Source organism: Dickeya poaceiphila (assembly GCF_007858975.2).
Taxonomy (GTDB): Bacteria; Pseudomonadota; Gammaproteobacteria; order Enterobacterales; family Enterobacteriaceae; genus Dickeya; species Dickeya poaceiphila.
Genome location: NZ_CP042220.2, coordinates 1085383 through 1101443 on the forward strand (window position 1 = coordinate 1085383; position 16061 = coordinate 1101443).

Here is a 16061-nt window from a genome sequence, read left to right on the forward strand (position 1 = left end):
GCAATCGCAGCTGTCGCAACGTCAGGCCGACGGTTCGGTATGCGCAGCTGTGCCAGACCGTTTGTGGCGACGCCATTGCAGGCGATCAAAAAACAGGTACACCACCGGCGTGGTGTATAGCGTCAGTAACTGGCTCATCACCAGCCCGCCGGCGATAGTAATACCGAGAGGCTGGCGCAGTTCCGAACCATCGCCGCTGCTCAGCACCAGCGGCAGTGCGCCGAAGAGTGCTGCCATAGTCGTCATCATGATCGGGCGAAAACGCAACATGCAGGCGCGGAAAATGGCCTCGTGCGCTGACAATTTCCCTTCCCGCTGCGCCACCAATGCAAAATCCACCATCATGATGGCGTTTTTCTTCACGATGCCTATCAACAGCAGAATGCCAATCAGCGCAATCAGACTGAACGGCTTGCCAAACAGCTCCAGCGCCAGCAGCGCACCAACCCCTGCGGATGGCAGCGTCGAGAGAATGGTTAACGGGTGGGCGACATTCTCATACAGTATCCCCAGCACGATGTAGACCGTCAGGATCGCCGCAATAATCAACACCACCTGCGAATGCTGAGATTGCTGGAACGCCAGTGCGGTACCGGCAAATTGCCCCCGTACGGTAGGAGGAACACCCAGCGAGGTCATGGTGCGCTCAATAGCCGTCGTCGCATCAGACAGGCTGGCGCCCTCTGGCAGGTTGAAGGAGATCGTGGCGGCGGCTGACAATCCTTGATGGTTGACCGCCAGCGGCGTATTGGCCGGTTGCCAGCGGGCGAAGAACGACAGCGGTATCGGTTTGCCGTCGTTGTTGATAACAAACATCTTATCCAGCGAACTGGGGTCCTGGGTGTAAGCCGAATCGACTTCCATCACCACTTTGTACTGGTTCATTGGTCGATAAATGGTGGAGATCTGCCGCTGGCCGAACGCGTTGTTCAGCAGCGCATTGACGCTGGAGACGTTGATGCCGAGACGCGCCATTGCATCACGATCATAGACCATCATCAGTTCGGCGCCTTTGTCCTGCTGGTCGGAACTGACATCCGCCAGTTGCGGCAGCTTACTCAGGGCATCGCGGATTTTTGGCTCCCAGGCTCTTAATACCGCCAGATCATCCGACAGCAGTGAGAACTGATAACCGCCGTTGGCTTCGCGTCCACCGATGCGTACGTCCTGCACTGCCATCAGATACAGGTTGGCACCCGGTTCTTTCGCCAGTTTGGCGCGCAGCCGGGTAATCACTTGCTGGGCGGTGACGTCACGTTGGGAAAGCGGTTTGAGGCTAATGAACATCGCGCCGCTGTTGGTGCGCATACCGCCGGTGAAACCGGTGACGTTATCCACCGCCGGATCGGCGCGTACGATGGTCATGAAGTCCTTTAGTTTGCGCTTCATGGCCTGAAAAGAGATGCTTTGGTCGGCCTGAATGAACCCCAACAACCGCCCGGTATCCTGTTCGGGGAAAAAGGTTTTGGGGATGCTGATATACAGCCAGACGCTCAGGGCGATAGTGCCCAGCAACATCATCATTACCCAGCGCGAGTGGTTCAACACCCATTGCAGGGTGCGGCCATAGCCCTGTTGCAGCCTGAACAGGAGCCGGTTGAAACCACGTGTGCGCGGCTGGCTGCGCGGCGTGTGGGAGCGTAGCAGCCGGGAGCACATCATCGGCGTCAGCGTGATGGAAACCAGCAATGAAATCAGGATCGCTACCGACAGCGTAACTGAGAACTCGCGGAACAGGCGACCTGGCAGGCCGGCCATGAATAGCAGCGGAATAAACACTGCAATGAGCGACAGGCTCATCGATACGACGGTGAAGCCGACTTCCCGCACCCCTTGCAGCGAGGCTTGCAGCGGTTTCATGCCCGCTTCGATGTGGCGAGAAATATTCTCCAGCACTACGATGGCGTCATCCACCACGAAGCCGGTGGCGACGGTCAACGCCATCAGCGACAGATTGTTGAGACTGAAGCCGCACAAGTACATGGCGGCAAAGGAGCCAATTAACGACACCGGCACAGCGATAGCCGGGATCACCGTGGCGCGCCCGGAGCGCAGGAACAGGAATACCACCAGAATGACCAGCGACACCGCGATGGTCAGCGAGCGTTCTACGTCGCGCAGCGACGCGCGAATGGTGGGAGAACGATCCTGCGCGATATTCAGCGTAATGGCCGCGGGCAACATGGCCTGCAGCTCTGGCATTGAGGCGCGAATGGCATCCACGGTGGAAATGATGTTGGCGTCTGGGGCCCGGCGGATTAGCACCAGAACTGCGGGTTTGGCGTTGCTCATCCCGGCGTTGAGCACGTTCTGCACTGAGTCTTTTACCGTCGCCACATCGCTCAGCCGTACTGGCGCGCCATTGTTGTAGTGGACGATCAGCGAACGATAGGCATCGGCGTTTTTCAACTCGTCGTTAGTTTGAATTTGGTAGTGAGTGCCGCCGCTGTCCACGCTACCGAGCGGCTGACGCACGTTGGACTGGGCGATAGACTGGCGTACGGCATCCAACGATACGCCCTGATTGAACAGCGCCTGTGGGTTGAGCGCCACCCGCACCGCCGGTAACGAGCTGCCGCCGATGGTGACGTCGCCGACGCCCTCAATCTGTGAAACCCGCTGGGCAATCTGGGTCGAGGCGTAATCATACAACTGACCGGGACCGTAGGTGTCTGACGTCAGCGTCATGATAACGATGGGGGCATCTGACGGGTTAACCTTACGGTAGTAAGGACGGCTCGGCATGTTACTTGGCAACAGGCTTTGAGCGGCATTGATCGCGGCCTGCACATCACGGGCGGCACCGTTAATGTCTCGTTCCAGCGCAAACTGCAGAATGATGCGGGTATTGCCCAGCGAACTCATTGACGTCATTTCATTGATGCCGGCAATGCGGCCTAACGAGCGCTCCAGCGGCGTCGCTACCGATGACGCCATGGTTTCCGGTGATGCGCCAGGCAAGGTGGCGGTGACCGAAATGACCGGATAGTCCACCTGTGGCAACGGCGACACCGGCAGCAACCGATAGCCGAGCAGGCCGCACAGCGCTATCGCCAGCGCCAGCAACGTAGTGGCGACCGGGCGATGGATAAACAGCGCGAAAAACTTCACTGTGCTTCCCCTTCCTGCAACTGGCGGCGACGCAGGCGATGCGCCAGACGGTCAAACAGCAGGTAAATCACCGGCGTGGTAAACAGCGTCAGCACCTGACTCATCACCAGCCCACCGACCATACAGATACCGAGTGGACGGCGTAGTTCTGCGCCTACGCCGGTACTGAACATCAGGGGAACGGCGCTGAGCAGTGCTGCCATGGTGGTCATCAGGATCGGGCGAAAACGCAGCAGACAGGCTTGATAAATGGCCTGATACGGCGTCATCCCCTGCTCGCGTTCAGCCGCCAGTGCGAAATCGATCATCATGATGGCATTCTTCTTCACGATACCGATCAGCAAAATGATGCCGATAATGGCGATAATGTTCAGATCGCTGCCTGCCATCATCAGCGCCAGCAACGCACCGACCCCGGCAGTCGGCAGGGTGGACAAGATAGTGACCGGGTGGATAAAACTTTCATACAGTACGCCCAGCACGATATACATGGCTATCACTGCGGCCACTACCAACCAGATGGTGCTGGTCAGCGCTGACTGGAATGCCAGCGTGCTGCCCTGGAAGCGGGTAATGATGTCGCTGGGCAACTGCATCTGTTGTTGCGTTTTCTGAATGACTTTTACCGCATCACCCAGTGCGTAACCGGGAGCGACATTGAACGAAATGGTGGTTGAGGGGAATTGGTCGATGTGATTGATCGACAAGGCTCCCTGACGTTCTTCTATCGTGGCGATGCTGCTTAGCGGCACCACGCCGCCACTGCTGTTGATAAGCCGGATATCACTCAATGCCACCAGCCCGTTGCTGCTGTCGTGGTGCTGTTCCAGTACTACCCGGTACTGGTTGGATTGCGTGTAAATAGTGGAGATCAGGCGTTGACCGAAGGCGTTGTAGAGGGCGCTGTCTACCTGCGACATAGTGATGCCGAGACGGCTGGCGTTGTCACGATTGACCTTGAGGTAGGCTATCGCGCCGCCGTCCTGCCAGTCACTGCTGACATCCTGTAACTGCGGCAGTTTCTGCAACTCTGCTATTAGTTTCGGCACCCAAGTGCTGAGTTCATCCAGCGACATGGTTTGCAGGGTAAACTGATACTGGGTGCGGCTGACTTGTGTATCGATAGTCAGATCCTGTACCGGTTGCAGATAAAGCTGAACGCCGGGCAGGGCGGATGTGCGCTGTTGCAGGCGCTCAATCACGCCTTGAATACGGTCGCTGCGCTCATCCAGCGGCTTCAGGTTGATCTGCAGCCTGCCGCTATTGAGCGACGGATTCGTGCCGTCAACGCCGATAAACGACGTGACGCTTTCCACCGCCGGGTCTTGCATGATAAGCGAGGTGACCTGCTGTTGTTTATCCACCATGCCGGAGAAAGAGATAGTTTGCGACGCCTGTACGGTGCCCTGAATAATGCCGTTGTCCTGTATCGGGAAAAAACCTTTGGGGATAACGATATACAGCAGAACGGTCAGCACCAGCGTGCTCAGCGCGACGCAAAGGGTAATCCACGGGTGGCTCAGCACCCGCGTCAGGCCGCGGCCATACCAGGCGATCACCGCATCAAAGAAGCGTTCACTGGCACGGGTAAAACGGTTTTGCTGGCTCAGTGAATGGTGGCTGAGCAGACGGGCGCACATCATGGGGGTTAGCGTCAGTGACACCACCGCGGAGATCAGAATCGACACCGCCAGTGTTACTGCGAACTCACGGAACAGGCGACCAATGATATCGCCCATGAACAGTAATGGGATCAATACTGCGATCAATGAAAAGGTCAGTGAAATAATGGTAAAGCCGATTTCGCCAGCACCTTTCAACGCGGCCTGCAGTGGTTTTTCGCCTTTTTCAATGTAACGGGCGATGTTTTCGATAACGACGATGGCGTCATCGACCACGAAGCCGGTGGCGATGGTCAGTGCCATCAATGTCAGGTTATTGATCGAAAAGCCGAGAAAATACATGGCGGCGAAGGTGCCCACCAGCGACAGCGGCACCGCGATGCTGGGGATCAGCGTCGCTACCGCGTTGCGCAGAAACAGGTAGATCACCATCACGACCAGCGCGATAGCCAGGATCAGTTCAAACTGTACATCGTCCACCGACGCTCGGATGGTCGTGGTGCGGTCGTTGAGCAGAGCGATATCCACAGATTTGGGTAAGCTGGCTCTTAGCGTCGGCAGCAGAGTGCGGATATGGTCAGCTGTGGCAATCACATTGGCTCCCGGCTGACGCTGAATATTGAGGACAATAGCCTGATTCTGATTGGCCCAGGCGGCCAGATGGGTGTTTTCTGCCGCCTGTTCTACCGTAGCGACATCCTGTAGCCGTACCGGGGCGTTATTTTTCCAGGCAATGATCAATTGTCGATAGTCATCAAGCGAGCGCATCTGATCGTTGGCAGATACCGTTACCGAACGCGCCGGGCCGTCAAAACTGCCCTTGGGCGTGTTGACGTTGGCGGCGGTGATAGCGGTGCGCACCGTTTCGCTGCTCAGCCCGTAGGCCGCCAGCGCCCCTGGATTGAGTTTGACCCGTACCGATGGCCGTTGCCCACCAGCCAGACTCACCAACCCAACGCCCTCCACCTGTGAGATTTTCTGTGCGATGCGCGTTTCGATCATATCCTGCACCTGGGTGAGCGGCAGGGCGCTGGACGTGACCGCCAGCGTCATGATCGGTGGGTCCGCCGGGTTGACCTTATTGTAGATAGGCGGGAAAGGCAGATCGGTAGGTAATAGGTTGGTGGCGGCGTTGATCGCCGCTTGCACATCCTGTTCTGCTACATCCAATGAGAGCGATAGTTGGAATTGGAGGGTAATGACTGACGAACCGCCAGAGCTTTGGCTCGACATCTGTTTGAGACCAGACATGCTGCCAAACTGGTGTTCCAGCGGTGCGGTTATCGCTGAGGTCATCACGTCCGGGCTGGCACCGGGGTACAGTGTAACGACCTGAATTGTCGGGTAATCCACCTCTGGCAGTGCTGAAACCGGTAAGGCGCGGTAGCCGACAATTCCGGCCAGCAGAATGGCGATCATCAACAGTGTGGTGGCAATCGGCCGGAGAATAAACAGGCGCGACGGTCCGCCACCGTTGCTCGGTGTGGCGTCCTGTAACGGTGTTGTCTCCTGCATCAGGATTTCTCCGCTTTATGCTGAGGTTTTTCTACGCCAGCAGTAGGCTTGGTCTCTGCCGTTGCAGGTGTCAGCACTTCAACATGCGCACCTTCAGTCAGTCGGTCTATGCCATCTGTGACCACTCGCTCACCCGCGTTAAGCCCGTTTGATACCACGGTTTGTTGACCGTACTGAATACCGGTAGTGACGATGTGTTTACTGACCTGATCTTTATCGTTCAACACCCAGACAAAACGCCCTTCGTTGCCCATCTGGATAGCGGCTGATGGCGCCACCACTACATTTTGCAGGGTATCGACTTTCATCTTGATATTGACGAACTGATTGGGGAACAGCGCGTCGTCGGTATTGTCGAAGCGGGCTTTTAGCCTGATGGTGCCGGTAGTGGCGTCGATTTGGTTATCCATGCTCAGCAGCCGGCCCTGAGAGAGGATGTGCTGACTGGCGCGATCCCAGGCTTCCACCAGCACCGGCTGACCGGATTTCTGTGCTTTTAGCACGGTAGCAATATTGCTTTCCGGCAGCGTGAATATGGCGTCAATCGGGTGGGTTTGCGTCAACACCAGCAGATTATCGGTGCTGGTGACATAGTTGCCGATGTCAATCTGGCGCAGGCCGACGCGGCCACTAAACGGTGCGGTGATGCGGCTGTAATCCAACTGCAATTGCGCGCTGGCGACCGAACCCTGATCCGATTTCACGGTCGCTTCATATTGACGTACCAGCGATTCCTGGGTGTCCAACTGTTGGCCAGAAACCAGACTGGTTTTGGACAGTTGCTGGTAACGAGCCAGATCCTGGCGAGCATTGGTCAACAAGGCCTGATCTTTGGCCAATTGACCTTGTGCTTGCGTCAGCGCCACCTGAAATGGCCGTGGGTCGATTTCCGCCAACAACTCGCCTTCTTTGACCTGCTGTCCTTCCTGGAAATGAATAGCCATCAACTGACCGCTGACCCGGCTGTGCACCGTGACGGTGTTGGCGGCGGTGACCGTACCCAGACCGGACAGGTAATAGGGTACAGAGGATGAGGCAGTGAGTGCGGCCTGCACCGGCGGTGGTGCCGTGGAGCCGCGGCGTCCACCGGCGTTACGGTTTTGTCCCTGACGTGAAGATTGCTGTGTAGTTGTCGCTTCGTTAGCTGATTCTGATTGCGATGTGTGGAAATAACGCCAGGCGAAAAAGGCTGCGGCAATAACGATGGCCAATAACAGAAAACGAAATAAGCGTGCGGCGTTCATAATTATGGAAGGAACCTCCAATCAGCACAGGCCAAGATAAGCCCATGAAACACTGAATATTATGATACTAGTTTAAACAGTAACCCAAGGGTAAAAAATGGAGGAAATATGGAAGATGCGTCAGGGTTTGTAGAAAAAGAATCCCCGGCGTGATAAACGCCGGGGATCGGGTGCCATGTGTGTCAGCGAGGTGTCGTTATCAAGACAACGGGATTACAACACCAGTCCGGCAACGGCAGCGGATAACAGGCTGACCAGCGTAGAACCGTATACCAGTTTCAGACCAAAGCGAGAAACGGTATTGCCCTGTGCCTCGTTCAGCCCTTTGATTGCACCGGCTACGATACCAATCGACGAGAAGTTGGCGAAAGATACCAGGAATACCGACAGGATGCCCACGCTGCGTGGCGACAACTGACCAGCCACTTTCTGCATTTCTATCATGGCGACGAATTCGTTAGACACCAGCTTGGTAGCCATAATACTGCCCACCTGCAGTGCTTCGGCTTTGGGAATGCCCATCACCCAGGCGAACGGATAGAACACGTAACCCAGGATTTCCTGGAAGCTCAGGCCGAACACGGCGCTAAACAGCGCGTTAATGCTGGCGATTAGCGCGATGAAACCGATCAACATTGCAGCAACGATAACCGCAACCTTAAAACCGGCCAGAATATATTCGCCCAACATTTCAAAGAAGCTCTGACCTTCATGCAGGTTGCTCAGGTGCAGTTCTTTCTCTTCGCTGGTGTCGTACGGGTTGATGAGCGACAACACGATGAAAGTGCTGAACATGTTGAGCACCAGCGCCGCCACGACGTATTTGGCGTCCAGCATTGACATGTAGGCACCGACAATCGACATCGATACGGTGGACATGGCCGTAGCGGCCATGGTGTACATGCGTTTTTCTGACATCTGTCCGAGAATGTCTTTGTAGGCGATAAAGTTTTCAGACTGGCCAAGAATCAGCGAACTGACGGCGTTAAAAGACTCCAGCTTACCCATGCCGTTAACTTTGGACAGTATGGTGCCGATCAGACGGATGATAAACGGCAGGACTTTTATGTGCTGCAATATGCCAATTAGTGCGGAGATGAACACAATCGGGCACAGCACTTTCAGGAAGAACACAAAGCTATTATTGCCGATGTTGCCAAAGACGAAGGTCGTACCTTCGCCTGCGAAACCAAGCAGTTTGTCAAACAGACTGGCAAAGCCTGTTACGAAACCCAGGCCTGCACTGGAGTAGAGAAAGAAATAGGCAAGCAGAATTTCAATGACTAAAAGCTGAACAATATACCTGACGCGAATGCTCTTGCGATCACGGCACACCAACAGTGACAGGCCGGCGACAACAATCAGTGCCAGGATAAATTGCAGAATATTGGACATATTTGCTCCAAATTATGATAGGGGCCGATTTTTGGTCGTCATTTTATGTAACGGCTGCGGCTAAAATGCGACCTAATACGCAAAAGCGGAATTATATCGCGGAAATTAACCTAAACTGAAGCGTGGGTCTCATAGCATTCACTTCTATCTGGGTGATCTATGAATGATTTCATCACATCTGACTGAAAAATATTGTGATGACAATTCCCTGCCAGCCATTTCGCCAGGCTGGGAAAACCTAACCACAAGGAGATGACAATGCCTGCGTCTGGCGTATTACGTGAACTGGGACATTCGGGAATTCGGGTACCGTTACTGACTTTTGGCGGCAACGTATTTGGCTGGACTATTAATGCGCCAACGTCGTTTCGGGTGCTGGATGCCTTGCTTGATCAGGGTCTCAACTTTATTGATACCGCAGATGTCTATTCGATCTGGTCGCCTGGCAATCAAGGTGGTGAGTCGGAAAACATTATTGGCAACTGGCTAAAACAGCGTGGAAATCGTGATCGGGTAATGATTGCTACCAAAGTGGGCAAGAATATGGGCGGTGACCGGCATGGGCTGTCGGCTGCTTATATTCGTCGGGCCGTGGAGGATTCGCTGCGCCGTTTGCAGACTGATTATATCGATCTGTATCAATCCCATGATGATGATAAAAATACCCCGCTGGAAGAGACACTATTCGCCTTCGATGCGCTGATTCGGGAAGGGAAGGTGCGCGCTATCGGTGCATCCAACTATGAAGGTGAACGTCTGGCGCAGGCATTACAGGTCAGTCAGGATAACCATCTGGCGCGTTACGAAACCTTGCAACCGGAATACAATCTGTATGATCGCCAGCACTATGAAACCACGCTGGAACCGGTGGTAAAGGCTAACGGTCTGGGGGTGATTGGGTATTATTCGCTGGCGAGTGGTTTTTTATCCGGTAAATACCGTTCGGCTGCCGATGCTGCGAAAAGCGCGCGTGGTCCAGGTGTGGTGGAACGTTATCTCAATCCGCGTGGTCTGGCGATTTTGAACGTGTTGGATCAGCTAGCCGAAGCGCACGCCGCCACTCCTGGTCAGGTAGCCTTGGCATGGCTGATTGCCCGGCCTGGAGTAACGTCGCCGATAGTCAGCGCCACCTCAGTTGAACAGGTAGCGGAGCTGGCTAACGCCACCCGGTTGGCATTAATGCCTCATGAAATTGAACAATTGAATGTCGCCAGTGCCTGAATGCCGGGTGTCGTTCTCGTGACGTTATTCTCATGACGGGGGAGCTTCGGTATCAGGCCGGATTGCCTCTCGGTTTTCTACTCTGTCGTTTGCATTATTTAGGATATGAAATTATTTAGGGTGTAGAGTTATTTTTCAGATGACAAGAGGCATGGAGTGGTCTGCTTTAATGATGTAATAAATTATTCAGCTTAGAATAGAACTATGGTCAGGATGGTATAAAAAATAACAAGTCATGAGAGTGACTAATATTATTTCCCACGGTTTTAGGTTTTCTGCAACAGAATAAAAAAACAGCCTCTGCAAAAACAGAGGCTGTTTTTTTGATTGGAATCAGCGGTAATTTATATCCATAGAACGACTTATCTATAGGACTACCGCCTCTTCCATCGACGTATGCCTGATAGCGATTAAGCCTGAGGCTGAGTCACGACGTCTTTGATGCCTTTCACTTCGATCTCTACGCGACGATCCGGTGCCAGACATTCGATCAGCGCTGCACGTGCTTTCACGTTAGCACAGTTGGAACCAGTAACCGGATTGGATTTACCCATACCACGAGCAGAGATCTTGTTAGACGGGATACCTTTGTGTACCAGGTAGTCAACAACAGTCTGTGCACGTTTGGCGGACAGAGTCTGGTTGTACTGGTCGGAACCCAGGCGGTCAGTGAAGCCCAGAACAACGACAGAACCATCTTTCGGGTCCAGAGAACTCAGCTGAGAATACAGCTGGTCCAGAGAGCGCTGACCTTCCGGTTTCAGAGTTGCTTTGTTGAAGTTGAACAGTACGTCAGACTTCAGCGTGAAGCGTTTGGTCTGAACAACCGGAGCTGGGGCCGGAACCGGAGCCGGGGCCGGTGCAACAACCGGAGCCGGGGCAGCAGTTTCCTGACCGAAACGGTAAGAAACGCCCACGCTCAGCAGACCGTTATCCGGACGACCACCAACAGTGGCAGCATCGCCAATGTTGTTCACCCACTGGTAGTCCAGACGGGTTGCCCAGTTTTTGGTGATAGCGTATTCAACACCCACTGCTGCCAGCGGAGACACGCCAGTGTCGTTATTGCTACGACCAGTGGCGTCACGGCTGTCAGCACGCCATACAAAACCACCCAGACGCGTGTAGACGTCCAGATCGTCAATGATCGGGTAGCTCAGTTTAGTTGCCAACTGAACGCCCTGCGCTTTGAAGCTGCCATTGTTGCTGCCGCTATACTTCATACGGCCCAGCCAGTCATAGCCCATTTCAAAACCCAGGTACGGGTTAACCTGATAACCACCGAATGCACCAGCACCCAGTTGGTTTTTCTGGGCATCGGTTGAATTGTAACCATTGCCGGTCAGGCCAGTATCATGGTACTGGGACCAGCCCAGCTTACCACCAGCGTACCAGGTGTTATCGTTCGGTGCGGCTTGTGCTACGGTAGCAAAGCCAGCCAGTGCCACTGCAATTGCGATAGCTGTTTTTTTCATTTTACGCCTCATTATCATCCAAATCGGCAATTAACTCTGAAAGCTAATCAGCCTTTGGTTAAAATCCTTTCTCGGAGATACTGCCCTTGGTCTAATTACGTGCTGCCAGTGAACTGGCATTATGAAGGGCAACTCCAGCGAGCTAAAGTCTACAACGTGGTGAGAAAGTTACAAGCATGATGTGACTGCTGCCATAAAAAAACCAGCCATTCATACATAATTATTAACAAATAATGGGCGATTTTATCAGATTACCCGAATATCTTTTAATTTTAATATACTGCAATAACTTGCTGGGCACGGTATTTCCGTGGGCTGCGGAGAATTTGCGATGCTTTTATAAGAAAAATCCTAATATTCATTTAATGATACAATCTTGGATGAATTTTTAGTGTAGAAAATGGTCCTGTGATCGACTTTTCCTCTGGACGCATAAGAAATCCATAGGTGTTTCCTTGCTGTGCCGCTCTTTGCAAGCGCATTTTTTGTTCATTCTCCAGATCACCCGGCAGCCAGCATAATACGACGCTGTAATTACCCGTCATTAACGCTTTCTCCATTACATCAGCGGTAGATACTGGGTTGATGCGATGTAATTCAATCATTTTTTCTAATGGTAATCCTGCTTGTTGTAACCACAGGCGGCTGAGCTTCTGCTGTGGTGAAAGCCAGAGTAGCCAGCGTGATTGCGTACCTAGTTGTTGCAACAACGGGAGTAGCAACGGTGTCAGCATGGGATGGTCGTCACCATAGACGATTTCACTGATAAACCCGCTGGAGGCCGTTTTTGGCATTGTGCCATGACTTAGGTCTGACCTATGGCCGATATGACGAGAACGAACAGTTTGAGTACGCATAGTTTCTTTACCTCACTGTCACACTGTATGTGTGTACAGTATATTTTGTGTGAGCAAAGATCAATCAGAATTTCTGAAAGCGCTTCGCATAATCACCAGACTATTGCCCACATGACATTTTTTGTATTTGAAGACACTGTTTCGCTGTGTTTAATTAATTGTTCCTGCTACGGATGTCTCTGGTAAACAAGAAAAAACACTCAATACAAGGAATAAGTAATGAAAAAACTATGCGAAAAAAGGATTTTACAGGCGAAAGCGTTATTTGCGCCGCTGGGGCATATTTTCTCCCGCTCACAATTTGGCGGTTACAGCATTGCGGCGGATGGTGTGATTTTCGCGCTTGTATCCAGCGGGGAACTCTATCTGCGTGCTGCGCCTCGTAACGAGGGTTTTTTCCTCGAACAACAGGCACCTAAACTGATTTATACCAAACGTGGTTTGCCGGTGCCGCTTAATTATTATCTGGTCAGTGAGGAACTCTGGCGAGATGAGTCGGCTTTGTTGGAGCTGGCATCGCTGTCGCTGCAGGGCGCTTGTCAGGACAAAGCAGCCAGAAAACGTTGCATCAGGCTGAAAGATTTACCGAATATCAATCACGATCTGGAACGTTTACTCTGGAAGGTAGGAATTAAGAATATCGATGAATTACATCGGTTTGGGGCGAAAATCAGCTATCTTAAACTGCGTTCTGTCAGCCAAAATCTGAGCGTTAATGTGCTGCTGGCGTTGGCAGGCGCTATTTGCGGCGTCCATCAAGCTGCGCTGCCGCAAGGAATGCGCAGTGAGTTGATTGAATGGTTTGAGAATACCAGTCCGCGAGCTTTCAGACCGCCCCGAATCAATTAGTGCTCTGAGGTCTGTTGTCGATTCCGATGCATCGTTTCCTGTGAGCGATTTTCTTCAGCAATCATTTGGTTTTTCAGTTGCGTCAGTTCCGGCAGCAGGCCGATGATTAAGTTAACCTGCTGTAATACCAGTTGTTCCCGACTATCCTGTTCCGGATACTGGGTATGGATACGGTTTTTCAGTGCTTCCAGCTCTCTGTCCAGCGCCAGCGTTGCCTGATCGCTGTTGTCTTGATGAAGTGCGTCATCGACATAACAAACGCCATCACTGAGTAATTGCAGGGTCTCGGCCGACTGAATATGCTCACGATGTGCTCCCAGCGTGGAAATATATCCCAGCAGTGTGTGGTTAAGGCACATCAATCTGAAGGCGTTTTCCAGTGTGTTGGGCCGGGCATGGGGTTCAGCTGACATGTTGGAAACCACCGAAGCCAGTTCCGCATCGCTGTTGTGAGCATCGCGGCGGGCGATACGATAAGGCAGTCCATTATCTTTGCCATGACGATACTGAATCATGATGGCGTCGAGATAACGACAATTTGTATTCATAGCCTTATTAATTACCGCAGGCAGTCCGCGGAATTTCCAGTCTGGCCAGATAAAACTGACCGCCGCCCAGGCAATGCCGCAACCCAGCAACGTATCGACCACTCTTGGAATGGCGACCTCAAACCCTTCGCCCAATAAATTAAAACACATCAGTACCAGCAGGGTGATAAACAGTGTGGCTTGTGCGTATTGCACAGTGCGAAAGGCAAAAAACAGTACGCCGCTGATAACAATCAGGGTTAGTTGCCCTTCCAGTGATGGCACGATATACAGCAGCGGTACGCCGATGAGTACCCCGCCCAGCGTTCCGACAATGCGCAATGCTAAGCGGCGGCGGGTGGCGTTGTAGTTTGGCTGGCAGACAAACAGACTGGTCAGCAGAATCCAGTAGCCATGGTGTAAGCCGGTCAACTGAATAATTGCGTAACCGATACACAGTACCAGTGACATACGCACTGCATGGCGAAACAGCGATGACTGTGGAGTAAGGTGACGGCTAATACGTAACCGGATGTCGCTCCAGCCGGTAATTTTATCGTCAGATAGCCGGCTTTCTGCCGGAAGGCGATGATTGTGGCGTTCAAGCGTCTGCTCGGATTGGATATTGATTAACTGAGCGTCAATCGCCCGTAAGTTATTGAGTAAATAGCGCAACGCCTTGATGTATAACGTTTCTACCCCTTGAGCTGCCAGCCGGTCGATAGCGGCGTCTAAATGGGAGAAGGCCCGCTCAATGCGGTAATCATGCTGGTATTTTTGCTGCAGTAAAATGGACTGTGATACCAGTTGGCAGGCGCGAGACAGCATGAATAGCAAACGCTGAAATCGAAAAGGTACATCACTGTAGCGCAGCATATGTCGCAATTGTTCATACTGGATGTGTACCGAACTGGCATGTTCGTGAATATCCTGCGCGACAAAATAATAGTGCAGCGTGCGCCGGGTGCCACGCTGGCCCCGATCACCACGTAGCCGAGTCAGTAACGATGCCTTGGCCTGATTGAGTGTATTCACCAACTGGCCGTTGGCCATCGCTACATCGATCAATGGTTGATCGTTGTCATCGATATCAGGGTCGAACAGGTTGGATTTGGTTTCCAGATAGTGCGCCAGTTGCTGATAGCACCGGGCCAGATTGTCCTGCAATGGACGAATGGGAAATAACAGGTGACCAAGCAGGGTCAATAGGTTGTACCACAGCGCCCCTAATAACAGTAGAAACGGTTGTTGGTACCAATCGCTGTAAAGCGAAATGCCCAGCATGGTATAAATGGCTATCAGCAATGCGCCGAAAGCGATAGTCGCGTAGCGCTTCCCCAGCGAACCCAGCAGAATAAAGCTCCAGGTTGAGAGCGCCAGTCCGATGGCAAATAACCACGGGTGTGGATAAAGCAGTTCGATCGACACCGAGGCGACCAGAAAGCAGGCAAGGGTAATCAGCAGGTTAAACAGGCGTCCAGACAACCGGTCATCAAGATCGGTCAGCGCTGCCGCGACCACACCCAGTGTTAAAGGGATGGTGCTGGTGGAGACATCTAACCACCAGGGGACAAGCGCCGCACCACTGAGTGCGATCAGTATCCGCAGGTTATACAGCCAGCTACTATTATAGATAACTCGCCGCAGGTTGGTTGTGACGCTCTGTTGCACGATGATAATCCGTCCTGGTTACTGATAACGCCGATGGGCGTTGGCTTCTCTGGCAGCCTGTGCCTCTTCCACTGATACCACGCGCCGGCCTACCGGCCACAGGGCAATGGCGGCAATTTTGAAGTTCGCTATCCCAACCGGGATGCCGATGATAGTCAGGCATTGGGCGATACCGCTGGCAATGTGCGACAGACACAGCCACCAACCGAAAAAGATCAACCAGAACACATTGAGCAATGTACCACTGGCATTGAGCAGCGTACTTTTTTGCTCTGGCCGTAGCTCATCAACGTGAATAGCTTCATTACCATATGGCAACAGCGAGAGCTTGGTAATTTCCCAGCATGAACGTGTCAGCGGCAGGGTAAACACCAGAACAAGGCTGACGACAGTAGCCAGCAACCAGGCGAGCGTCGTAAAAAAACCGCCCAGCACGAAATTCAGGATATTGAGTACGGCTCGCATGATATGACTACCCTCGGTCAAACCCTATGACTGGAAACGAATTATCACATTATTAGCCGGGTTATTCTAACGCGTTTTTCTGGCTAGAGCGCGAGGTCGGATAACGGTT

General features: G+C 52.9%; 10 protein-coding genes. 2 read left to right on the top strand and 8 right to left on the bottom strand.

The window, feature by feature from the left end:
- Positions 1-21: 21 nt before the first annotated feature.
- The 4 genes from mdtC to Dpoa569_RS04865 form a co-directional block, all read right to left on the bottom strand.
- Positions 22-3111, bottom strand: coding sequence for a multidrug efflux RND transporter permease subunit MdtC (mdtC, locus tag Dpoa569_RS04850; RefSeq protein WP_042872053.1), 3090 nt, complete (start codon positions 3109-3111; stop codon positions 22-24).
- Complete coding sequence (locus tag Dpoa569_RS04855; protein ID WP_042872051.1) at positions 3108-6248, bottom strand: MdtB/MuxB family multidrug efflux RND transporter permease subunit; 3141 nt, start codon at positions 6246-6248, stop codon at positions 3108-3110. Before Dpoa569_RS04855 ends, mdtC begins: the two co-directional genes overlap by 4 nt.
- On the bottom strand, positions 6248-7492 hold the full coding sequence (locus Dpoa569_RS04860) for an MdtA/MuxA family multidrug efflux RND transporter periplasmic adaptor subunit (RefSeq protein WP_042872049.1): 1245 nt from the start codon (positions 7490-7492) through the stop codon (positions 6248-6250). Before Dpoa569_RS04860 ends, Dpoa569_RS04855 begins: the two co-directional genes overlap by 1 nt.
- A 213-nt stretch (positions 7493-7705) precedes the next feature.
- On the bottom strand, positions 7706-8887 hold the full coding sequence (locus Dpoa569_RS04865) for a NupC/NupG family nucleoside CNT transporter (protein WP_042872047.1): 1182 nt from the start codon (positions 8885-8887) through the stop codon (positions 7706-7708).
- A 258-nt stretch (positions 8888-9145) separates the two neighbouring features.
- Here Dpoa569_RS04865 and Dpoa569_RS04870 point away from each other — a divergent pair, with 258 nt between their 5' ends.
- Positions 9146-10108, top strand: coding sequence for an aldo/keto reductase (locus tag Dpoa569_RS04870; protein WP_042872045.1), 963 nt, complete (start codon positions 9146-9148; stop codon positions 10106-10108).
- 410 nt (positions 10109-10518) lie between these two features.
- Here Dpoa569_RS04870 and ompA read toward each other — a convergent pair whose 3' ends face one another.
- Entirely contained in the window at positions 10519-11583 is a 1065-nt protein-coding gene (gene ompA / locus Dpoa569_RS04875; protein ID WP_042872043.1) for a porin OmpA, read from the bottom strand.
- A 362-nt stretch (positions 11584-11945) separates the two neighbouring features.
- Positions 11946-12440, bottom strand: a complete 495-nt coding sequence (gene sulA / locus Dpoa569_RS04880) for an SOS-induced cell division inhibitor SulA (protein WP_042872039.1) — start codon at positions 12438-12440, stop codon at positions 11946-11948.
- 219 nt (positions 12441-12659) lie between these two features.
- Here sulA and Dpoa569_RS04885 point away from each other — a divergent pair, with 219 nt between their 5' ends.
- Positions 12660-13289 (top strand): TfoX/Sxy family DNA transformation protein, encoded by a 630-nt coding sequence (locus Dpoa569_RS04885; RefSeq protein ID WP_042872037.1) that lies wholly within the window; start codon positions 12660-12662, stop codon positions 13287-13289.
- Here the strand turns inward: Dpoa569_RS04885 and yccS are convergent.
- Positions 13286-15487, bottom strand: a complete 2202-nt coding sequence (gene yccS / locus Dpoa569_RS04890) for a YccS family putative transporter (RefSeq protein WP_042872034.1) — start codon at positions 15485-15487, stop codon at positions 13286-13288. The genes Dpoa569_RS04885 and yccS overlap by 4 nt on opposite strands.
- Positions 15488-15505: 18 nt before the next feature.
- Entirely contained in the window at positions 15506-15952 is a 447-nt protein-coding gene (locus Dpoa569_RS04895) for a YccF domain-containing protein (RefSeq protein WP_042872033.1), read from the bottom strand.
- Positions 15953-16061 lie beyond the last annotated feature (109 nt).